11 protein-coding genes are annotated in these 23,644 nt (G+C 69.9%); 7 read left to right on the forward strand and 4 right to left on the reverse strand.

Annotated elements, in window-relative coordinates:
- Positions 1–4: 4 nt before the first annotated feature.
- Both ACFCQI_RS07980 and ACFCQI_RS07985 read right to left on the reverse strand, forming a co-directional pair.
- Complete coding sequence (locus ACFCQI_RS07980; RefSeq protein ID WP_395120906.1) at positions 5–1,051, reverse strand: LacI family DNA-binding transcriptional regulator; 1,047 nt, start codon at positions 1,049–1,051, stop codon at positions 5–7.
- A gap of 122 nt (positions 1,052–1,173) precedes the next feature.
- Positions 1,174–2,463 carry a sugar MFS transporter gene (locus tag ACFCQI_RS07985; protein ID WP_395120907.1) on the reverse strand — a complete coding sequence of 430 codons (1,290 nt, stop codon included), beginning with the start codon at positions 2,461–2,463 and terminating at the stop codon, positions 1,174–1,176.
- A gap of 430 nt (positions 2,464–2,893) precedes the next feature.
- On the opposite strand from ACFCQI_RS07985, the gene glk reads away from it, so the two are divergent.
- From glk to ACFCQI_RS08005, 4 genes are all read left to right on the forward strand, one after another.
- Positions 2,894–4,006, forward strand: a complete 1,113-nt coding sequence (glk, locus tag ACFCQI_RS07990) for a glucokinase (protein WP_395120908.1) — start codon at positions 2,894–2,896, stop codon at positions 4,004–4,006.
- Between the two features lie 137 nt (positions 4,007–4,143).
- Positions 4,144–6,873: a TonB-dependent receptor gene (locus ACFCQI_RS07995; protein WP_395120909.1), complete on the forward strand. Its 2,730-nt coding sequence runs from the start codon at positions 4,144–4,146 to the stop codon at positions 6,871–6,873.
- A 145-nt stretch (positions 6,874–7,018) separates the two neighbouring features.
- Positions 7,019–9,328, forward strand: coding sequence for a beta-N-acetylhexosaminidase (locus ACFCQI_RS08000; protein ID WP_395120910.1), 2,310 nt, complete (start codon positions 7,019–7,021; stop codon positions 9,326–9,328).
- Positions 9,329–9,359: 31 nt separating this feature from the next.
- Positions 9,360–10,430, forward strand: coding sequence for an acyltransferase family protein (locus ACFCQI_RS08005; RefSeq protein ID WP_395120911.1), 1,071 nt, complete (start codon positions 9,360–9,362; stop codon positions 10,428–10,430).
- Positions 10,431–10,500: 70 nt separating this feature from the next.
- Here ACFCQI_RS08005 and ACFCQI_RS08010 read toward each other — a convergent pair whose 3' ends face one another.
- Positions 10,501–10,659, reverse strand: a complete 159-nt coding sequence (locus ACFCQI_RS08010; RefSeq protein ID WP_395120912.1) for a hypothetical protein — start codon at positions 10,657–10,659, stop codon at positions 10,501–10,503.
- Positions 10,659–14,987: a DEAD/DEAH box helicase gene (locus ACFCQI_RS08015; protein WP_395120913.1), complete on the reverse strand. Its 4,329-nt coding sequence runs from the start codon at positions 14,985–14,987 to the stop codon at positions 10,659–10,661. Before ACFCQI_RS08015 ends, ACFCQI_RS08010 begins: the two co-directional genes overlap by 1 nt.
- 238 nt (positions 14,988–15,225) lie before the next feature.
- Between ACFCQI_RS08015 and ACFCQI_RS08020 the strand changes: the two genes are divergently transcribed.
- From ACFCQI_RS08020 to pbpC, 3 genes are all read left to right on the forward strand, one after another.
- A complete protein-coding gene (locus ACFCQI_RS08020) occupies positions 15,226–16,035 on the forward strand; it encodes an alpha/beta hydrolase (RefSeq protein ID WP_395121310.1) in 810 nt (269 codons plus the stop codon).
- An 82-nt stretch (positions 16,036–16,117) separates the two neighbouring features.
- Positions 16,118–21,103, forward strand: coding sequence for an alpha-2-macroglobulin (locus tag ACFCQI_RS08025; protein ID WP_395120914.1), 4,986 nt, complete (start codon positions 16,118–16,120; stop codon positions 21,101–21,103).
- A gap of 173 nt (positions 21,104–21,276) precedes the next feature.
- Entirely contained in the window at positions 21,277–23,640 is a 2,364-nt protein-coding gene (gene pbpC, locus ACFCQI_RS08030; protein WP_395120915.1) for a penicillin-binding protein 1C, read from the forward strand.
- Positions 23,641–23,644: the final 4 nt, after the last annotated feature.

The following is a 23,644-nucleotide window of genomic DNA, read 5'->3' on the forward strand; positions in this document are numbered from 1 at the left end:
CTGTTCAGCGCCGTGAGGTGGTGTGCCGCGGCGCGGTGGAACCGCGCACGACCAGTTCCGGGCTGAAGCCCTCGTTGGTGCCTTGCGCCGGCTCGCCGTGGGCGGCGCGCTGCAGGTCGCCGATCAGGCGTTGCGCGGCGTGGCGGGCGATCTCCTCGGTGGCCTGGCGGGCGGTGGTCAATGCCGGCCAGGACTGCTTGGAGAACGGGCTGTCCTCGAAGCCGGCGATGGAGAGCTCGTACGGCACGTTGATGCCGTCCGAGTGCGCCGCGGCCAGCACGCCGGCGGCGATCTCGTCGTTGGAGCCGAAGATCGCGGTGGGCCGGTCCTTCAGCGCCAGCAGCTTGCGCGCGCCGCGGAAACCGTCGTCGAAGGTGAAATCGCCGGGCAGGATCAGCTTGCGGTCGAGCGCGATGCCGTAATCCTTCAGCGCATCCTCGTAGCCCTGGTAGCGCTCCGGGCTGGAGCGGTGCTCGCGCCCGCCCCACAGGAAGCCGATGCGCTGGTGGCCGAGCTGGATCAGGTGTTCGGTGATCGCATAAGCCGCGTCGCGGTCGTCCACGTAGACGCAGGGGTAGCCATCCTGCGGGTCCTTGCGCGCGGAGATGATGCGGATGAACGGAATCCCGGCGTCGCTCAACGCCTGGATCAGCGCGGGCTGCTCGGACATCGGCGGCGCCAGCACCAGCCCGGCCAGGTGCGAGCGGCGCACCAGCGTGCACAGCTCCTCGGCCAGCGTCGGCGAGGAGGAATCGCAGGGATGGATCTGCAGGCCGAAGCCGCTGGAGCGGCACACCGACAGCACGCCGCGCTGCAGGTTGATGATGTAGTGCGCGTTCGGGTTGTCGTAGACCAGGCCGATCGCATAGGCACGCGTGCTGCGCAGGCTGCGCGCGGTGGGATCGGGCTGGTAGCCGAGCGCGTCGATCGCCTGCTGCACCCGCTCGCGCGTGCGCGCATGCACCGAGGGCTCGTTGTTGATGACGCGCGACACCGTCTTCAGCGAGACGCCTGCCCGTTCCGCGACATCCTTGATGGTGGCGCTGCGCACCGCTGGACCTCGTGCATCGTGAGTGGGGCGCCGGCAGCGCCATGTGCCGACACCGCCGCACAGCCGGTGTGCGGCGGCGTGTGCATCCTAGCGTATGGCCCCGGGACTGGCGAACGGCGCGATCACGGTGCCGCGCGCCGCTGGCCCACGCGGTGGCCGGCCAGTCCGAAGTACAGGATGTACAGGTAGCACGGCACCATCAGCACGGTGAAGGCGAGCTGGAAGTCGATGTGCTGCTTCAGGTGCACGAACAGCTGCGGCACCACCGCGCCGCCGGCGATCGCCATGATCAGCAGCGCCGAACCGCGCTCGGTGAGGTCGCCCAGGCCCTTGATCGCCAGCGGAAAGATCGCCGGCCACATCATCGCGTTGGCGAAGCCCAGCGCGGCGACGAAGCCGACCGAGACGTAGCCGTTCGTGAGGTAGGCGCCGATCGAGAACAGCACGCCGAGCACCGCCGATACCGCGAGGTAACGCTGCTGCGAGATGTAGCGCGGGATCAGCACCAGGCCGACCAGGTAGCCGGCCAGCATGCCGCTCAGGGTGAATGCGGTGAAGACCTTGGTGCGGTCCAGCGGCAGGTGGAAGCCGGCGCCGTAGGTGCCGATCGCGTCGCCGGCCATCACCTCCACGCCGACGTAGAGGAACAGGCACAGCACGCCCAGCCACAGGTGCGGGAAGCTGAAGATGCTGCCGTGTCCGTGGCCGATCGCGCGCTCGCTGTTGGCGCCTTCCGGCGTGATCTCCGGCAGCGACGAACGCGCGATCCAGATCGCCAGCACCACCAGCAGGCCGGCCATCACCATGTACGGCGTGTGCACCTTGCCGGCGAAGGCGTTGAGCAGCGCCTCGCGTGCCTCGGCGGTGGGCGCCGCGGCAACCTGCTCGCCGAAGCTGCCGATGCCGCTGAGCACCAGCGCGCCGAACACGAACGGCGCCAGCACGCCGGCCACCTTGTTGCAGATGCCCATGAACGCGATGCGCTGCGCGGCGCTGTCGATCGGGCCAAGGATGCTGATGTACGGGTTCGATGCGGTCTGCAGCAAGGACAGCCCGGCACCGATCACGAACAGCCCGGTCAGCGCGCCGGCGAACACGCGCAGGCTGACGAACTGGCCGAACAGCACGGCGCCGACCGCCATCACGAACAGGCCCAGCGCCATGCCTTTCTTCATGCCGGTGCGGCGCAGGATCATCGAGGCGGGCAGCGAGAACACCAGGTAGGAAATGTAGAACGCGAACGGCACCAGGAACGCATAGGCGTCCTCGACCTGGAACGCCAGCTTGACGAAGGTGATCAGCGGACCGTTGAGCCAGGTCACGAAGCCGAAGATGAAAAACAGCAGGCCGATGATCAGCATCGGCCCGAGTTGCTGCTGCCGGGACGGCGCGGCCGCCAGTGTGGTGCTCATGGTCGTGGATCTCCCCGGTGCCGTGTCGCTGCGGCCGGCTGGCCGTGCTGACAGGAATGTCTCCTTATTCCGCAAAAAGTGCAACGTTGTCAATCGACGCCGGCGACGGGACATCGCGGCGGCGGATGATCGAGCGCATCCGCCGCCGTTCTGACCGTGTTGATGCGGCAGTGCAACAGGTGGTCCGGGCCGCCAGGCGGCCACGAATATGGCTTGCACAAAGCCTCCAGGCGCACACTTGAAGCAACCTCGCAGGTTGCCATGACAGCTTTGCTGCGACGCCACAGCCGCGTCGCGAAATTGGACGGCGATCACAGTTGACAACGTTGTCATCTTGACCACAGACTCGCCCTCCATCAGGCCGGCGTGCGGCCGTGCCGAGTGACCGGCGCACGCGTCGGGATCGCAGCGGAGTTTCGGGAGATCGTCCGTGGGGGAAGTCGCCAACCAGCGCCATGCCGTGTCGCCGTCGACCACCGTGCCGGTCGCTGCGGCGTCGTCGGAGCGGGTATCTGCGGCGTCGGACGGCGAGGCGGCGCAGCCGTTCCTCGCTGCCGATGTCGGCGGCACGCATGCGCGGGTCGGCCTGGTCAGCGGCTGCGGCGATGCGCACGGCCCGGTCCGCGTGCTGCACTTCCGCCGCTACGCCTGCGCCGAGTGGCCCGACCTCGCCGCGATGCTCCGCGACTTCGTCGCACAACTGGCGCATACGCCGCATGCGGCCGCGGCCGCCGGCATCCGCGAATGCGCGGTGGCCTGCGCCGGTTACGTGCTGGACGACGCGATCGTCAACGGCAACCTGGCCTGGCCGGTGTCGATCCGCGCGATCCGCGACGCGCTGGGCATCCGGCAGTTGGCCGTCATCAACGACTTCGAGGCGGTGGCCTATGCCACCCAGTTCCTCGACGCGGCCGATACCCGCTGCATCATCGAGGCGCCCGCACCGCCGCCGGGGCCGGTGCTGGTGATGGGTCCGGGCACCGGGCTGGGTTCGGCGGTGCTGTTGCCGGGCTCGCCGCGCGCCCGCGTGCTGGCCACCGAGGCGGGACAGATCTCGCTGGCGCCGGGCACCGAGCGCGAGATCGAGATCCTGCGCCTGCTGCGTCGCGAGCGCAGCCACGTCTCGTTCGAGGATGCGCTGTCCGGGCCGGGCCTGCTCAAACTCTACCGCGCGCTGGCCGAACTGCACGGCCGCGCGCCGCGCTGGAGCACGCCGGCCGAAGTCACCGCCGCGGCGCTGGAAGGCCGCGACCCGGTCGCCCGCGAAGTGCTGGAGATTTTCTGCGGCCTGCTCGGCAGCTTCGTCGGTGATCTCGGCCTGCTCTACGGCGCCCGCGCGATCTACCTGGCCGGCGGCATCCTGCCGCGCATCCACGATTTCCTGCTGGCGAGCACGTTTGCCGAGCGCTATTTGAACAAGGGCGTCATGCGCGCCTGGCTGCAACAGGTTCCGGTTCGACTGATTGAGCACGGCCAGCTTGGTGTCATCGGCGCCGCAGGCTGGTTTCTGGATGAAGGGCGCAACCCCAGGCAAGGAGTTTGAGATGAGCCCGATCCCGCAGCACGGCGCCATGCCCACCGTCGTTGTCCGCTGTCCACCGCCACCACGCGTCACCCACAGTCCGCGACCGCATCCACGCCGGTCCTGATTCGATCCAGCCTCTTGAGGGGAGGAACACCATGAACCATCGCAAGACATTGCTCGCCGCCAGCATCATCACCGGTCTGTGCGTCTCCGGTGCGTTGTTTGCGCAGGACAGCACGGCCGCGGCCGACGCCAACCAGCCGAAGAAGACCAACGTCAAGGAACTGGCCACGGTAACCGTCACCGGCATCCGCGACAGCGAGGCCGAATCGCTGGCGTTGAAGAAGGCCGCCGATGCGCACGTGGAGGTGGTCACCGCCGAGGACATCGGCAAGCTGCCGGCCAAGAACGTGGCCGACACGCTGCAGCGACTGCCCGGCGTCAGCGTCGGCACCTCCAGCGCGGGCGAAGGCGGCTTCGACGAGAACGACCGCGTCAGCCTGCGCGGCACCGCGCCCAGCATGACCCAGACCCTGGTCGACGGCCACAACATCGGCACCGGCGACTGGTTCGTGCTCAACCAGACCGCCACCGTGGGCCGCAGCGTCAGCTACAGCCTGCTGCCGGCGGAAATCGTCAGCGAGGTGGTGGTGAACAAGACCTCCGAGGCGCGCCTGGTCGAGGGCGGCGCGGCCGGCACGGTCAACATCATCACCCGCAAGCCGCTGCAGTTCGACAAGCCGGTGACCGTGCACGCGTCCGTCGGCGGCGTCTACTCCGACCTGCCCGGCACCACCAAGCCGCAGTTCAGCGGCCTGTTCAACTGGAAGAACGACGCCGGCACCTTCGGCGTGATGGCGCAGGCGTTCTACGAGGAGCGCAGCCTGCAGCGCAACGGCCAGGAAGTGCTCGGCCTGGAGCAGCTCAAGAGCACCGACGCCATCGTCGCCGCGCACCCGGATCTGAACGGCGTCTACTTCCCCAGCCTGATCGGCAACGTGCTGTTCACCCAGAAGCGCAAGCGCACCGGCGGGTCGGTGGACGTGCAGTTCAAGCCGACCGACAACGTGACGGTCAACCTGAACGGCTTCTACAGCAAGCTCAAGGCCAACAACTTCAACCGCAACTACATGATGTGGGCCACCCACTTCGTGCACGGCGCCACCAACCTCCAGCCCGGCTACGTCGTGGCCAACAACACGTTGACGAATGCCGTCTTCTCGCCCAGCAACGACGCGACGAACTACGGCATCTACGACCAGATCTCGCGCGAGGCCTCCGCCTCGACCCGCTTCTTCACCGCCGACGTCGACTGGCGCGCGACCGACCGCCTGAGCTTCTCGGCCCAGCTCGGCACCACCAAGGGCGAAGGCTCCAGCCCGAAGCAGGACGTGCTGGAACTGAACACCGCGCCGGGCACCGGCGCCGCATGGGATTTCCGCGGCACCGGCAAGCCGGTCAACTGGTCGCTGGGGCCGGACAACAGCTCGCCGGCGGCCTCGGGCGTCAGCGCCAACTGGATCTTCGGCGAAGGCGGCATCAACGTCGAGGACAAGGAGAACTGGGGCAAGATCGACGGCGAGCTGGATTTCGACGACAGCACGCTGGCCTCGCTGCAGTTCGGCGTGCGCTACGCCGACCACACGCGCGAAAACCCGTATGCGTTCGCGCAAGGCCCGAACGGCGGCGACTGGAGCAACCCGGCCAACTTCCCCGCCAGCTTCGGCCATTACCCGGGTGATTTCGGCAGCTCGCTGGGCGGCTCGTTCCCGACCAACATCTGGTACTACTCGCAGGCCGACCTGGCCGCCTACGACTCGAAGTACGCCAACCGCGGGCCGGAGCGGCTGTACCCGAACGACATCTACAAGGTGAACGAGAAGGACGGCGCGATCTACCTGCAGGCCAACTTCATCGGCGACCGCTGGAGCGGCAACGTGGGCGTGCGCTACGTGCACACCAAGCAGGCGGTGAACTACACCAGCACCTCGCCGCAGGAGACCGAAGTGCAGGGCCCGATCCTCGGCTCGGCGTTCTTCCCGGCCGGCTACTACTGGAACACCAACAACGCCAGCTACAGCAAGGCCCTGCCCAGCGCCAACCTGAAGTTCAACCTGACCGACGACGTGCTGGCGCGCGTGGCGGTGTCGCAGACGCTGACCCGGCCGGACTACTCGGCACTGGCCGGCACGGTGTCGCTGGATGACACCGGCCACACCGGCAGCGGCGGCAACCCGAACCTGAAGCCGCTGATCTCGACCAACTTCGACGCCGACCTGGAGTGGTATTTCGCGCCGCGCGGCCTGTTGTCGGCCGGCGTGTACCAGATGTCGCTGCAGAACTACGTCACCTTCGCTTCCGAGTCGCGCCTGTACAAGGACATGCCGGCCAGCACGGCGGCAGGGCACGATGTCTACTCGGCCTACCAGGTGAACATCCCCAGCAACGTCGACGGCAAGGTGCGCGGCGTGGAGTTGAACTACCAGCAGCCGATCGGCGACAACTTCGGCGTGGCGCTCAACTACACCTACGCCACCGGCAACGCCGACAACGGGCAGGACCTCCAGGGCACCTCGAAGAACACCGCCAACGCATCGGCCTTCTTCGAGAACGACAAGTTCAACGCGCGGGTGAGCTACACCTACCGCTCGTCGTACTTCGCCGGCCCGGACCGCGGCGGTTTCTTCTACATGCAGGGCACCGGCTACCTGTCCGCGTCGCTGGGCTACAGCATCAACGACTGGATGTCGGTGTCGCTGGACGGCCTCAACCTCAACAGCCCGAAGCTGCGCTACTACGTCAAGGGCGACGGTTACGGCATCCAGCCGCGTTCGACCTACATCAACGGTCGCCAGTACTACCTGAACCTCCGCTTCAAGTTCTGACGCAACGCCGCGGCATGGCGCGCCACGGACGGCGCGCCGACACCCTCCCCGTGCGGGCCCCGGCATTGGTTGGCGGGCCCGCTTTTTTTTGGCGTCGCATGGTGGCCCTGCGTGGCACCATGCGAGCGCGCACCGGAGAATGCGGATGACCCGTCGATGCCTGCCGACCCTGTACTGCCTGCTTGCGTTGCTCATGCTGCTGCCACTGCCGCCGGCAAGCGCGACGGCCGCAGCGCCCTCGCTGATCCCGCTGCCTGCGCAACTCGTGCCGGGCGACGGCAGCTTCCGCGTCGACGCCGCCACCGCCATCGTGGTGGCCGACCATGACCCGGCCACCACGCAGGCCGCGCACTACCTGATCGACCTGCTCTCGCGCACGCGCGGCCTGACGCTGCAGCCTGGCGGCGGCGCGAAACGCGCCATCGTGCTGCGGCGCGACCCGCAGGCGCCGGTGGCGCAGGCCGGCGGCTATGCGCTCGATGTCGACACCCACGGCATCCGCGTCAGCGCGCGCGACGATGCCGGCCTGTTCCACGGCGTGGTCACGCTGTACCAGTTGCTCACGCCCGATGCCGCGCGCGGCGCGGTGGTCGTGCCGGCGCTGTCCATCCGCGATTGGCCGCGCTTCGCCTGGCGCGGCGTGATGCTCGATTCGGTGCGGCATTTCCAGAGCGTGGCCGAAGTAAAAACCCTGCTCGACCAGATGGCCCAGCACAAGCTCGACGTGCTGCACTGGCATCTCACCGACGACCAGGGCTGGCGCATCCAGATCGAGCGCTATCCCGAGCTGACCAGGATCGGCGCGTGGCGCACGCCGCCGGACGCCGGCAAGGATGGCGAGCCGCAGCGCTACGGCGGTTTCTACACCCAGGACGAGATCCGCGACGTGGTGGCCTATGCCGCCGCGCGCCACATCACCATCGTGCCGGAGCTGGACATGCCCGGCCACGCGCAGGCCGCGGTGGCCTCGTATCCGCAGCTCGGCGTCACCGGCAAGCGTCCCGCGGTGTCCGTCGACTGGGGCGTGAACCCGTATCTGTACAACGTGGACGATGCCACCTTCGCCTTCATCGACAACGTGCTCGACGAGGTGATGGCGCTGTTCCCGTCGACCTACATCCACGTCGGCGGCGACGAGGCGATCAAGGACCAGTGGCAGGCGTCGCCCGCGGTGCAGGCGAAGATGCGCGCGCTCGGCATCCGCGACGAGAACACCCTGCAGGGCTGGTTCATCGGCCGCATCGGCCAGTACCTGCAGCAGCACGGCCGCAAGCTGATCGGCTGGGACGAGATCCTCGAAGGCGACAAGCTGCCGGCCGACGCCACCGTGATGTCCTGGCGCGGCATCGACGGCGCGATCAAGGCCGCGCTGCTGGGCCACGACGTGGTGATGTCGCCCGCGCCGGACCTCTATTTCGACCACGTGCAGAGCGCGCTGGCCGACGAGTACGCCGGCCGCCTCGGCGTGGAATCGCTGCAGGACGTGTACGGTTTCCAGGCCATTCCCGGCGTGCTCGACGCGCACCAGGCGAAACACGTGCTGGGCGTCCAGGCCAATTTCTGGACCGAGCACATGCCCGGTTTCGCCCACGTCGAGCACGCGGCGTTCCCGCGGCTGGATGCGCTGGCCGAAGTCGCCTGGTCGCCGGACGCCCGCCGCGACTGGAGCGACTTCCTGTCGCGCCTGCCCGGCCAGCTCGCGCGTTACCGCGCCCAGCAGATTTCCTACGCCGACGGCGCCTTCGCGGTGGAGATCGCCACCGATCGCAACGTGGCGCTGGCCACCGGCCGTGCCACGGTCACGCTGGCCAGCCAGACCGGGTTCGGGGCGATCCGCTACACGCTCGACGGCAGCGCGCCCACCCCGGTCTCGCCGCGCTACGAGGCGCCGTTCAACGTGACCCTGCCGGTGACCGTGCGCGCCGCCAGCTTCGCCGCCGACGGCAGCGCGCTGGCTGCGCCGCGCGAACGGGTGCTCAGCCGCGCGGGGTTGCTGAGCCTTGCGGGCAACACCTTGCCCAACTGCCCCGGCAGCGACTTCCGCCTGCGCGTGCAGCCGTCGCCCGATGCGCCCAGCACCCAGCCGGTCTATGCGGTGAACGTGTTCGACAGCTGCCAGCTGTTCCCCGCCACGCGCATGGATGGCGTCGCGGCGATCCACGTCGACGCCGTGCGCCTGCCGCGCAACTTCGCGCTGGCGCACGAGCAGAAGCTGGTGGTGTCGCGCCCGCACGCCACGCCGTTCGGCGAACTGGTGGTGCATGCCGATCACTGCGACGGACCGGTGCTGGCGTCGATGCCGTTGCCCGATCCCGCGCACAGCCCGCGGCGTTTCAGGCTCGACGCGAAGCTGCCTGCGCAAAGCGGCGAACACGGCCTGTGCCTGATCTACACCGCGCCGATCGACGGGGCGCTGTACGCGCTGGAGAAGGTGTCGCTGCAGGCCACGCCATGAGCGCGTCGCATGCACGGTGCGGCGGCGTGGCATGAGCGCGCGGTCCACACGCCTCGCCTCGCTCGACGCGCTGCGCGGCTGCACGGTGGCCGCGATGCTGCTGGTCAACGACCCGGGCGACTGGGGTCACGTGTACCGGCCGCTGGAGCATGCGCAGTGGAACGGCTGCACGCCGACCGACCTGATCTTTCCGTTCTTCCTGTTCGTGGTCGGCGTGTCGGTGGCGCTGGCGATCCTGCCGCGGCTGGAGCGGGGTGCGTCCGCCGCCGAGCTGACCCGCGCGGCGATGTGGCGGGCCGCGCGCATCGTGCTGCTCGGCCTGGCCATCAACCTGCTGGCGACGTGGCTGCTGCCGGATCGCGGCATGCGCATCCCCGGCGTGCTGCAACGGATCGGCGTGTGCTTTGCCGCGGTGGCGCTGTTCGCCATCCACACGCGGCCGCGCACGCAATGGTGCGCGATCGCCCTGCTGCTGCTCGGCTACTGGGGGCTGCTCGAACTCGGCGGCACGCTGGCGCCGTGGGCCAATCTCGCCAGCCGCACCGACAGCGCGGTGTTCGGCCACTACGTCTGGTCGATCGATCCGCTCAGCGGTCGCGGGCACGATCCGGAAGGCCTGCTCAGCACCTTGCCGGCGCTGGCCACCACCTTGCTCGGCCTGCGCGCGGGCTGCTGGTTGCGGCGCGGGCGGCTCAAGGCGCTGGGGCTGGGCGGTCTGCTGTCGCTGGCTCTCGGTGCGGGGTGGTCGCTGGTGCTGCCGTTCAACAAGAACCTGTGGACGCCCTCGTTCGCGCTGTGGACGGCCGGCTGGGCCGTGCTGGCGCTGCTGGCCTTCCACTGGCTGGTCGAGCGCCGTGGCTGGCCGCCGCTGGGGCGGCGCTTCGGCGTCAACGCCATCGCCGCCTATGCCGGCTCGGAGGTCATGCAGATCGTGCTGCCCGCCCTGGGCCAGGCCGCGTGGTACCGCACGGTGTTTGCGGACTCGATGACGCCGCGCTTCGGGCCGTATGTGCCGTCGCTGGCATTCGCCGTGGTTTTCCTGGCGTTCTGGTGGCTGGTGGTGTGGGCGATGGATCGGCGGGGCATCTATCTCAAGCTGTGATTCGGCGAACGACGCAGGGCGGGCACCGCCCGCCGGCTTCTCCACCCAAAAGCGACGGGCGGTGTCGTGTCTACCGGCGTTGGTGCATGGCCCGGATCAGCAGACCCATCAACAGCAGGCCCAGCACCACGCCGAGGGCGGCGCCCCACAACGCACCGACGTCGCCACCGACCAGGTAGCCCACGCCGGCGCCCAGCGGAAACAGCAGCAGCACCGGCAGGCAGCCCATCAGGATGCCTGCCGTACCGTGGCATCCGGTGCCGACGGGTGGCGCAGCAATACCGCACGCGCGCGTTGCCATTCGGCGGCGGACAGCTCGATCAGCGCCACCGGCTTGCCGCCGACCAGCGCGGCGATCGGCATGCCGTCGCGGTACAGCACGCGCGAGCCGGCCAGTGCCGGCACCTTGTCGCCGACCAGCACGGTGCCGACCAGGTTCAGCGGATCGCTGCCGCTGATGCAGACCAGCTCGCCGTCGTCCGCGCGCTGGCGCACTGCGCGCAGCGGCGCGATGGCCTCGGGCAAGGCAAACTGCTCGCCCACCAGGCCTTCGACGAAACGCCCGCCGCGGATTTCGCCGCGCGCCTCCAGCCGGTGGTATACGCGCAGCAGCTCGCGCCACGACGGCAGCCACGGCGCTTCGCGCTCCAGCAGTTTCCAGAACACCACGCCGTAGCGGCGCAGCAGGGTACGCGCAATATGTTCAATCGCCTCGGGCCCGGCCTTGGCGTCCGTGGCCGGGCCGCGCGCCAGCGCCCAGCGCCCCGCATCCTCGATCCCGCCAAATGCGTGCCGGCGCATGCGCCGGTGCCGTGTGCCGTCGCGTTTCGCCGCCGGCAGCAGCAGGGCGCGCAGACCGGCGAAGCTGTCCGCGCTGATCCGGCCGGCGGCCACCAGCTCGCCCAGCGCGTCTTCCAGCTCCGGCCGCAACAGCCGGGTGTCCACCAGCAACTCGTCGAAGAACAGCGCACCATGCTCGCGCAACGCCTCGGCCACGGCCTGGGCGCGCGACGACAGCAGGATGTCCTGCGGCTCGCCCGCGGCGACGGCCGTCCAGACGGCCATCTCCCGGCGGGGCAGCAGCACGATCGGCGTACTGCGCACCGGCCCGCCACCACCGCCGCCGCCGCTGCGCAGCCGGCTCCAGGCGATGCGGCCGGAACGGCACAGCTCGTCCAGCCAGCTGATCGAGTAATCGCCCACGCGCGCTGGCAGGATCTCCGCTTCCCACGCGCCGGCCGCGGCCTCGTAACCTTCCAGCTGCGCCAGCGTGGCGACCAGCGCATCGGGGCCGTTCAAGCGGGTGGCCGCCGACACGTGCTGCCAGTCGAACAGGAAGCGCATCAGCGCGCGCCGGCTGACCGGCTCGATCTCGCGGCGCAGCCGGCCGATGGTGTAGCGGTGGATGCGCGCCAGCAGGTGCCGCTCGCACCATTCGGTGTCACTCGCATCGGCGGTGAAGCGGCCCTGCATCACGTAGCCTTCGGACTGCAGGCGCAGCAGCACCTGCTCGACTTCGCCGGTCTCGACGTGGATGGATTGCGCCAAGCCGTTCACGGTGACCGGGCCGAGTCCGCCGAGGCGGTGGCGCACGAGTTCCAGCAGCGCGTCCTCGCGCGTCCAGGGCTGCGCGGCGTATTCGGCGGGTGCGGCGATCGGCGGCTGCATCGATGCCGCAGGATGCAGCGCCTGCCACAGCGGAAGTTGTTCGGCAGACGTCCATGCGTCGCCGAGCCGGGTGGCGCGCTTCGCCTTCGCCAGCGCCTGCAGTCGCTCGTTCCAGTCGGGGTTGGCGGCGACTTCATCGGCGGTGACGAAACCCAGCAAAGTCAGCGCCTCGTGCATCTCGTCGGCATCGCGCACCTGCGGCCAGGCTTCCTCGCGCACGGCGGCGATCGCCTCGGGATCGAGCCGGCCCAGGTCGTCGGCGCTGTCGGCGTCGTTCCAGCGGCGCGTCTGCACGGCCTGGGTGCGGCGCTCCTCCAGCGGCGCGTCGTCGAGGAACGCATACGGTGCGGCGTTGAGCACCTCGGCGGCGAGCGGGCTGGGTGCGGTGAGGTCGCGCGCCACGATGGCGATCTCGCCGGCCTCCAGCTGGCGCAGGATCGCCAGCAGGCCGTCCACGTCCATCGCCTCGCGCAGGCAGTCGTGCAGGGTCTGGTTGACCAGCGGGTGATCCGGCACCTCGCGCTCGCCCACGATGTTTTCCAGGCAGGCGACCTGATCGGGGAAGACCGCGGCGAGCAGGTCCTCGCTCTTCATCCGCTGCAGCGGCGGCGGCGTCTTCTTGCCACCGGTGAAACGCGGCAGCGCCAGCGCGGTCACCGCATTCCAGCGCCAGCGCGCGGGGAACAGCGGCGCGTCGAGCAGGGCCTGCACCAGCACGTGCTCGGCGGTAGCCGAGTGCAGATAGTGCGCCACTTCCTCCAGCGGAAAGCTGTGGCTGGTCGACAGCGACAGCACGATCGCGTCCTCGGTCGCCGCCGCCTGCAGTTCGAAATTGAACTGGCGGCAGAAGCGCTTGCGCAGCGCCAGCCCCCACGCGCGGTTGATGCGGCTGCCCCACGGCGTGTGGATCACCAGCTGGGTGCCACCGGATTCGTCGAAGAAGCGTTCCAGCACCAGCGTGTGCTGGCTCGGCAGCACGCCGAGCGCGGCCTTCGCGCGGGCCAGGTAATCGGCCAGCTGCTGCGCGGCAGCGTCGCCCAGACCCAGCTCGTCGTGCAGCCACGCCACGGCGGCCGGCACGCCGCCGGCATCGAGCTGTGTGGATATCTCCTCGCGCAGCCGCGACACGCCGAACGACAGTTCGTCGCTGCGCCCCGGTGCCTCGCCCAGCCAGAACGGAATGCTCGGCGGCGCGCCGTGCGCGTCCTCCACGCGCAGCCGGTCGCGCTCGACGCGCTGGATGCGGTAGCTGGCGTTGCCGAGCTGGAAGATGTCGCCGGCCATGCTCTCGACCGCGAAATCCTCGTTCACCGTGCCGACGATGATCGCCTGTGGTTCCAACACCACCTTGTAGTCGGCGGTGTCGGGAATGGTGCCGCCGGAGGTCAGCGCGGTCAGCCGCGCGCTGCGCCGCGGCCGCAACTGGCGGTTCACCGCGTCGCGATGGATGTACGCCGCGCGCGGGCCCTGGCGGGTGGTGAAGCCTTCGGCCAGCATGCGCACCACCGCGTCGAAATCGGCGCGGGCGAGATCGCGGTACGGGTACGCGCGACGCACCAGTGCGTACAGCGCGTCCTCGTCCCACTCGGCGCAGGCGACCTCGGCGACGATCTGCTGGGCCAGCACGTCCAGCGGCTGCGGCGGCATCACCAGCGCGTCGAGTTCGCCGCGGCGCACGCAGTCGAGCAGGGCGGTGCATTCGATCAGGTCGTCGCGGGTCGCCGGGAACAGCCGCGCCTTCGGCGTGCCGTCGATGCTGTGGCCGGAACGGCCGGCGCGCTGCAGGAACGCGGCGATCGAGCGCGGCGAGCCGAGCTGGCAGACCAGGTCGACTTCGCCGATGTCGATGCCCAGCTCCAGCGACGCGGTGGCCACCAGCACCTTCAGCTCGCCGCGCTTGAGCCGCTGCTCCGCATCCAGCCGCAGCTCCTTGGCCAGGCTGCCGTGATGCGCGGCGACGTGCTCCTTGCCGAGCCGTTCGGACAGGTGCCGCGCGGCGCGCTCGGCCATGCGCCGCGTGTTGACGAAGACCAGGGTGGTGCGGTGCGCCTGCACCAGCTGGGCGAGGCGGTCGTAGACCAGCTCCCAGCTGTCGTTCGACATCACCGCTTCCAGCGGCACCGGCGGGACTTCGATGGCGAGGTCGCGCGGGCGGGTGTGGCCCGTGTTGATGATGGTGCACGGATCTTCCTTCTCCCCCTCGGGGAGAAGGGAGTGCTGAGCGCCGACCAGAAAGTCGGCGACTTTTTCTATGGGCTTCTGCGTCGCCGACAAGCCGATCCGCAGCAGGCGCCGCTGGCACAGCGACTCCAGCCGCTCCAGCGACAAGGCCAGATGCGAGCCGCGCTTGCTGCCGGCGATGGCGTGGATCTCGTCGACGATCACCGTGCGCACGCCCGCCAGCATGGAACGGCCCGAGGCCGAGCCGAGCAGCACGTACAGCGACTCCGGCGTGGTCACCAGGATGTGCGGCGGCTGCTTGCGCAGCAGGTTGCGTTCGACCTGCGGGGTGTCGCCGGTGCGCACGGCGGTGCGGATCGCCACGTCGGGCAGGCCGAGCTTTTCCAGCTCGGCGCGGATGCCTTCCAGCGGCGCTTCCAGATTGACATGGATGTCGTTCGACAATGCTTTCAGCGGCGACACGTAGAGCACCGTGGTGGCGTCGGCCAGTGTGCCGCCGTGCGCCACGCCCTCGCGCACCAGTTCGTCGATGGCGGCGAGGAAGGCGGTGAGCGTCTTGCCGGAGCCGGTCGGCGCGGCGACCAGGGTGTGCTGGCCGGCGCGGATCGACGGCCACGCCGCCGCCTGCGCCGCGGTGGGTGCGGCGAAGCTGCGGCGGAACCAGGCGGCGACCGCCGGGTGGAAGGCTTCGAGGATTCGGGAGTCCATGCGCGGCGGCACCGGTCGGGGCGGTGGCGGGGAGTGGGACACCCGATCATATATGGGGGCCGCGGCTGCCGTCGCAACCGGCGCGCAGCGGTGCGCGGTCGGCGCGGGCATGTCAGTATTCGCGCTCCATCGGCGCATCGCGTGGAGGCGCTGCAGGACGGTGATCGAACGGGAGGAAGCGGTGCAGGCGCCATCGGATTCGCGGAGCGAGGAAACCGGAGTCACCAGCTGGCAGACCATGGCCGATGGCCAGCGCCTGCTGTTGCGCGACTGGCCGCGACAGGGGGCGCGCGGGGCCGTGCTGTTCGTGCATGGCCTGGGCGAACACAGCGGCCGTTACGATCGCGTCGCCGCGTGGTTCAACCAGCGCGGCTATGCCGTGCGCGGCTACGACCAGCGTGGCCACGGGCAGTCGCCCGGGCGGCGCGGCGCGCTGCGCCATCGCGACGACCTGCTGGCAGACCTGGCGGCGGTCTATCAGGAGTACGCGCGCGCCACGCCGCACCAGCCGCTGCTGCTCGGCCACAGCATGGGTGGTCTGGTGGCCGCACGCGCCGTGCTCGACGGCGCGCTGGCGCCGCCGGCGCTGGTGCTGTCCTCGCCGGCCCTGCGCACTCACGAATCGCCGCAGATGATCCGGCTGGCCGCGATACTCGGCCGCTGGCTGCCGAACCTGCCGCTGCGCAACGGGCTGGATGCCGGCAAGCTGTCGCACGATCCGCAGGTAGCCGCCGACTACCGCGCCGATCCGCTGCGCCACGGCTGGATCACCCCGCGGCTGGCCGATTTCATCTTCCGCGAAGGCGCCGCCTGCATCGCCGATGCCGCCGAGCTGGCCGTGCCCACCCTGCTGCTGGTGGCCGAGAGCGACGCACTGGTCGACCCCGCCGGCAGCCGTGCCTTCGCCAGGGCGGCGGCATCGAGCGGCCAACTGACCACGCGCTTCTTCGCCTCGCTGTACCACGAGCTGTTCAACGAAACCGAACCGGGCCGCGGCCAGGTGCTGATGCAACTGGGCGACTGGCTGGGTCGGCAGTTGCCTCGTTGAGAAAACGCGCGTGCCCGATCCGTGCCATCGGCCCGCCATGAATGGCGGCGATACTTCGATCCAATCTCAGGGAGAGACCACCATGTACGCACGATCGTTTGCGCGCTTTGCGCGGGTATGGCCAGTCCTGTTGTCGGGCCTGTTGCTGGTCGCCTGCGGGCGCGGCCATGACGGCCATCCGCCCACGCTGCAGGGTGCGCCGGGCACGGCCGCCTCGGCGGCGCCGGCGCCGGCCGCAACCAGCTTCGCCCTGCTTTCGGCCAGCTCCCGCAGCAGCGACTCGCGCACCGCGCTGACCCTGCGCTTCAACGCCGCGCTGGCCTCGGCGCAGGCGTTCGACGCGCTGATCGCGGTGACCGGCCCGAACGGCGAAGTGGTCAGCGGCAGCTGGAGCCTCGACAACGACGGCAAGACGCTGAACTTCCCGTTCGTGCAGGCGAACACGCGCTACGCGGTGCAGCTGAAGGCCGGCCTGCTCGCCGCCGACGGCCGCACCCTCGGCCACGCGGTGAAGCACGACGTGTACTCCGGCAACCTGCCCGCGGCGGTCGGCTTCGCCTCGCACGGCAGCGTGCTGCCGGCGCGCGGCACCCGCGGCCTGCCGCTGGTGTCGATGAACGTGCACGACGCCGACGTGGAGTTCTTCCGCGTGCGCGACGACGCGCTGTCCGACCTGTTCTGCGCGTACCCGCGCAACGGCCACCGCGACAGCTACGAACTCGACCACGACGTCGCCTACTACAACAGCTGCGGCGAAGGCGACGAGCGGCGCAGCCGCATGCCGATCACCGAGATCGCCGATTCGGTCTACGCCAACCACTACACGCTGGGCGGCGAGCCGAACGAGCGCACCGTGACCTACCTGCCGGTGCAGAACATCAGGGAGCTGGCCCAGCCGGGTGTGTACATGGCGGTGGTCAAGGCCGGCGGCACCTTCAAGGACGGCTACGACACCGCCACCTTCTTCGTCAGCGACCTCGGCCTGCACCTGCGCGTGTACCGCGACAACGTGCTGCTGCACGTGGCCTCGCTGCGCGACGGCACGCCGGTGAATGCGGTGGACATCGAGATCCGCGACGCGGCCGGGCGCAGCAAGCTCAAGGCCACCACCGGCGCCGACGGCAACGCGCTGCTCGCGTACAAGGTCAGGGCTTCCGACGTGCTGGTCGCGCGCCACGGCAAGGACGTCTCGGTGCTGCCGTTCAACCGGCCGGCATTGGACGTGTCCAACTTCGACATCAGCGGGCGCAAACAGGCACCGTTCGAGGTGTACGCCTGGTCCGGCCGCGACCTGTACCGTCCCGGCGAGACGCTGCGCGCCTCGGCGCTGCTGCGCGACGACGACGGCAAGCCGATGAAGGCGCAGTCGCTGTTCGTGCGGGTGAAGCAGCCGGACGGCCGCACCCTGGTGGAAAAGCGGCTGGAGCCGCAGCAGCTCAACTACTTCGAGCTGAGCCAGGCGATCCCCGCCGACGCGCCGACCGGTTTGTGGCAACTGGAGTTCCGCCTCGATCCTTCAGCCAAGGAGACCGTGCAGGCGTTCCCGTTCCACGTCGAGGAGTTCCTGCCCGAGCGGCTCAAGGTGGATCTGTCCAGCCCGCAGGCGCGACTGGCGCCGGGCGAGCCGCTGAAGCTGAAGGTCGCCTCCAGCTACCTGTACGGCGCGCCGGCCGACGGCAACCGCTTCACCGCGAAACTGCTGGTGGCGCCGGAAGTGCATCCGCTGGAGAAGATGAAGGACACCTTCTTCGGCAACCCGCTGGTCGAGTTGCCGAAGAGCGCCGACGACGTGGTCGACGCCAGGCTCGACGCGCAAGGCGTGCTGGAGCAGGACGTGGCGCTGCCTGACGACGTCAAGCCGGTCGCGCCACTGGCGGTGACCCTGTCCGGCAGCGTGTACGAGAGCGGCGGCCGCGCGGTGACCCGCCTGCTCAAGCGCACCTACTGGCCGGCCGACGCGCTGGTCGGCGTGCGCCCGCTGTTCGATCCGAAGCAGGGCGCGGAAAGCGAAAGCCCGGTCGGTTTCGAGATCGTGCGCGCGAACGCGGACGGCGCGCTGGTCGCAGGCAGCCACCTGAAAGTGCGCCTGCAGCGCGAGCTGCGCGATTTCTACTGGCTGTACGAGCGCGATGGCGGCTGGCAATCGAATGCGAACCAGCGCCTGCAGCTGATCGAGGAGAAGGACGTCGACGTGGCCGCCGGCAAGTCGGCCCAGGTGGAATTCCCGGTGCAGTGGGGCAGCTACCGCGTCGAGGTGTACGACCCGGCCACCAAACTCACCACGGTGTTCCCGTTCTTCGCCGGCTACAGCTGGGACGACGAGAACCTGGGCAAGGAAGCGCGCCCGGACAAGGTCAAGCTGCAGCTGGACAAGGCGCGCTACCGCGCCGGCGACAGCATGAAGGTCACGGTGACGCCGCCGCATGACGGGCCCGGCGTGCTGCTGGTGGAATCGGATCATCTGCTCTACACCAAGAACATCGACGCGAAAGCGGGTGCCACCTTCGAGATCCCGGTGACCAAGGAGTGGGAGCGCCACGACGTCTACGTGACGGCGCTGGTGTTCCGCGGCGGCGAAGCGGCCGAGCACACCACGCCGGCGCGCGCGATGGGCGTCGAGTACGTGGCGATGGACCGCAACGACCGGCGCATTCCGCTGAAGCTCGATGCGCCCGCGCTGATGCGCCCGGGCAACCCGCTCGAGGTCGGCGTGCAGGCCAGCGGGCTGGCCGGGCAGCAGGCCTTCGTCACGCTGTCCGCGGTCGACCAGGGCGTGCTCAACATCACCGATTACCCGGTGCCCGACGCGTGGGCGTGGCTGTTCGCCAAACGTGCATTGAGCGTGGATGCGTACGACTTGTACAGCCGCCTCATCGAGGCAATGGACGGCGCCGAGGCGAAGCTGCGCTACGGCGGCGACATGAGCGGCGCGGCGTTGCCGAAGGCCACCCGGCTCAACCCGAAGGTGCAGATCGTCGACCTGTTCGCCGGCCCGGTGGCATTCGACGCGCAGGGCAGGGCCACGTTGCACGTCGACGTACCCGACTTCAACGGCAGCCTGCGCCTGGCCGCGCTGACGTACACCGACAGCCGCTACGGCAACGCCGACGGCGCGGTCACCGTGCGTGCGCCGTTGGTGGTCGAGCCGAGCACGCCGCGGGTGATGGCGGCCGGCGACCAGGCGATGATCAGCCTCGATCTGAAGAACCTGTCCGGCAAGGACGGCACCGCGAAAGTGAGCGTCAAGGGCGGCGGCCCGATCACGGTGGAAAAAGCCACCCAGAGCGCGGCGTTGAAGGATGGCGCCGGCACCACCCTGCATATGCCGGTCACCGCCGGCGCGGGCGCCGCGGTGGCGACGGTGGACATCCACGCCGAGCTCAACGATTACAGCGTGGACCGCCACTTCGAATTCGCGGTGCGCCCGGCCTGGCCGGAAACGGTAAGCACCACGCCCATGGCGCTGGAGGCGGGCAAGCCCGAGCACCTCGGCGCCGCCGCGATCGCCGGCCTGTTGCCGGCCACGGTGAACGCGCGGATCACCCTGAGCACCTTGCCGCCGCTGCCGTATGCGGCTGCGCTGCGCGACATGCTGCGCTACCCGTACGGCTGCATCGAGCAGACCACCAGCAAGGGCTACGCCGCCTTGATTCTGGACGGCCAGACGGCCAAGGCATTGGGCGCGCAAGTGATGAGCGACGCCGTGCGCAAGGCCGCGGTGGACGGCGCACTGTCGCGGATCGCCTCGTTCCAGGCCAGCAACGGCCACTTCAGCTTCTGGGGCGGCAGCAGTCCGATCGTCACCTTCACCACGCCGTACGTGGTCGACTTCATGCTGGACGCGCGCGACGCCGGCTTCGCGGTACCGCAGGACGTGCTGCAGAAAGCGCTGCAGCGGCTCAACGACGACCTGCTCGCCGGCGGCCACCCGTACTACGAGTACGAGCAGCACGATCACCTGCGCATCGCCGACGAGGCGTACTCCGGTTTCGTGCTGGCGCGGGTCAACCGTGCGCCGCTGGGCACGTTGCGCGCGATCTTCGACAACGAACGGCAGAAGCTGGTCGCGCCGCTGCCACTGGTGCATCTGGGCATCGCGCTGAAGCTGATGGGCGACAACGAGCGCGCGCAGAAGGCCATCGACGAGGCGTTCGCCTGGAGCAAGGAACGCCCCTGGTACGTCGGCGACTACGGCTCGGAACTGCGCGACCTGGCGCTGATGGTCGCGCTCACCCACACCTATGGCATGAGCCAGCCCGCCTACGACGCCAAGCTGGTGGACTGGGCGCGCAACGCCACTGCGAACGTGCGCCAGCGGCAGAAGGAATTCGCCGACTACCGCTGGTCGTGGTCGTACCTGAGCACGCAGGAGCAGGCGGCGATCGCCCGCGTGGCGGCGGCGTTCGATGCGGAAAGCAACGCCCCCCTGGCCGCCACACTCACGGTGAACGGCAAAACCGAACAGGCACCGGACCAGCGCGTGTGGAGTCGCGCGCTCAGCGTGGCTGAACTCAACGCCGGCGTCAGCGTGCAGCCGACCAGCGACGCGGCGATCTTCGCCACGCTCGACGTGGCCGGCATCCCGCAGCAGGCCCCGCCGGCCGACGCCAGCCAGATCGACGTGCGGCGCAGCTACTTCACCACCGACGGCAAGCCGTGGAGCGGCAGCCAGTTGAAGGAAGGCGACACGCTGATCGTCGAACTGAGCATCGAGGCGCGCATGAACGTCCCCGACGCCCTGGTCACCGATCTGCTGCCGGGCGGGCTGGAGGTGGAGAACCTCAACCTGGGCGGCGCGCAGTCGTGGTCCGGCGTGGTGATCGACGGCATCGAACTGGACCAGCACGCCGCCGCCGCGCAGATCGTGCACGAGGAGTACCGCGACGACCGTTACGCCGCCGCCCTCAACCTCAGTCGTGGCGACAAGGCCCGCGTGTTCTACCTGGTGCGCGCGGTGACGCCGGGCACGTACACCGTGCCGCCGCCGCTGGTCGAGGACATGTACCGCCCGGCGATTCGCGGCATCGGCAAGGTCGAACCGGCGAAGATCACCGTGGTCGAACCGTAGGAGCTCGCCCCGGGGGGTGATGCTCCCGGGTGGCTCTTGGAACAGAAAGGCTGGTTGGAGTCGCGGCATGCCCTTCGACTTCGGCCTGCGGCCTACGCTCAGGGCGAACGGTGTGGAAGACCGTTCACCCTGAGCGTAGCTCGCGTCAGCGAGCGAAGTCGAAGGGCCCCACCATGACCAACGCCAACCCGTTCCGCCGAAGATCCCGCCTCAAGCACGGGCTACGTGTCTTCGCGATTGTCTTCATCGGCGCCGTGCTCGTCGCGTTCGCCCTCGACCGCCTGTTCCCGCTGCATTTGCCCGCGCCCGACACCGGCAGCACGGTGGTGCTGGCACGCGACGGCACGCCGCTGCGCGCGTTTGCCGACAGCGACGGCGTGTGGCGTTACCCGACCACGGCGAAGCAGGTCTCGCCGCTGTACCTGAAAGCGCTGCTGACCTACGAGGACCGCTGGTTCTACCGCCATCCCGGCGTCAATCCCTACGCCTTGCTGCGCGGTCTCGCCGGCGGCCTGCGCCATGGCCGCATCGTCTCGGGCGGTTCGACGCTGACCATGCAGGTGGCGCGGATCATCGAACCGATCCCGCACAGCTTCCGCGGCAAGCTGGTGCAGATCTTCCGCGCGCTGCAGCTGGAAGTGCACCTGAGCAAGCCGCAGATCCTCGACCTGTACCTCAACCACGCGCCGTTCGGCGGTCCGATCGAAGGTGTCGAGGCGGCCTCGTGGGCGTACCTGGGCAAGCCGGCCAGCCGGCTGTCGCACGCCGAGGCGGCGCTGCTGGCGGTACTGCCGCAATCGCCGAGCCGGCTGCGGCCGGATCGCCATCCCGAGGCGGCGCGCGCCGCGCGCGACAAGGTGCTGCGTCGCATGCGCGACCTCGGCGTGTGGAGCGCGGCGCAGGTGCGCGACGCGGCGATCGAACCGGTGGTGGCGCGTTCGCTGCGCGCGCCGTTGTCCGCGGCCTTGCTGGCCGAACGCCTGCACCGCGCACAGCCGCAGGCGCGGCGCATCCGCAGCACCATCGACGCCAACCTGCAGCGCGCCGCCGAAGACCGCGTGAGCACGTATTTGTCGCGGTTGCCGGCGCACACGTCGGCGGCGCTGCTGGTGGTCGACAACGCGACGCTGGAGGCGCGCATCTACGTCGGCACCAGCGACTTCGCCGATCCGCAGCGGCATGGCTACATCGACATGGTGAACGCGCCGCGTTCGCCCGGCTCGACGCTGAAGCCGTTCCTGTACGGCCTGGCGCTGGACGACGGCCTGATCCACTCCGAGAGCCTGCTGGTCGACGCGCCGCAGGATTTCGGCGCCTACAAGCCGGGCAATTTCGATGAAGCGTTCAGCGGCCCGGTCAGCGCGGCCGAAGCGCTGCAGCGCTCGCTCAACGTGCCGGCGGTGGACGTGCTGGACTGGGTCGGGCCGAACCGCTTCGTGGCGCGGCTGGCCAACGGCGGCGTCGACCTCGGCCTGCCGGCCGGTGCGCAACCGAACCTGTCGATCATCCTCGGCGGCGCGTCCACGCGGCTGGAGAACCTGGTCGGCGCGTACACCGCGTTCGCCAACGGCGGCATCGCCGGCACGCCGCGCTACACCACGGAACAACCGGCGCGCCCACGCCGGCTGCTGTCGCCCGGCGCGGCGTGGATCATCCGCGACATCCTGGCCAGCAACCCGGCCGACGTCGAGGGCGGCCCGCTCGCCGGCGCGATCAACCGGCACGCCTCGGTGGCGTGGAAGACCGGCACCAGCTACGGCTACCGCGACGCCTGGTCGATCGGCGTCACCGACCGCTGGACCGTCGGCGTGTGGATCGGCCGCCCGGACGGCACGCCATCGCCCGGCCAGTACGGCGCGGTGACCGCGCTGCCGCTGCTGTTCCAGATCGTCGACATGCTGCCCTCGCGCGGCGGCCACGCGCGTGCGCAGCCGGCCAGCGTCAGCCGGCGCGACATCTGCTGGCCGCTGGGCGGCGCGGCGGAGAACACCCCGCCCGACCTGTGCCGCCAGCGCCGCAGTGCCTGGGTGCTCGACGACGCCTTGCCGCCCACCTTCGCCGAACGCGATCTCGGCGCGTGGTCCGCCGGCCTGCTCCGCTTGCGCGTCAATGCGAAAGGCCAGCGCCTCAGCGGCGCCTGCCACGCCGCGCACGAACGCACGATCCAGCTCGCGCGCTGGCCCGCGCTGGCCACGCCGTGGCTCCGCGTCGACGACCGCGCCGCCGCGGCGCTGCCGCCGCTCGCCCCCGGCTGCGCACCCGATTCGCTGGACCGCGCCACGCCGATCCGCATCGCCGGCTTGGCCAGCGGCGTCACCCTGCGCCGCGCGCCGAACAGCGACCAGCCGCTGCGCGTGACCCTGCGCGCCCTCGGTGCCGAGGGCGAAGTGCAATGGCTGCTCGACGGCCGCCTGCAAGGCAGCAGCGTGGGCGCCGCCGTACAATCCCTCGTGCTGCACCGGCCCGGCCCGCACACCGTCACCGCGCTGACCCGGGACGGCGCCTTCAGCGCCGTGCGCTTCCATGTGGCGAACTGAAACC

The organism is Rhodanobacter sp. FW102-FHT14D06 (assembly GCF_043950705.1).
In the GTDB taxonomy this organism is placed as follows: domain Bacteria; phylum Pseudomonadota; class Gammaproteobacteria; order Xanthomonadales; family Rhodanobacteraceae; genus Rhodanobacter.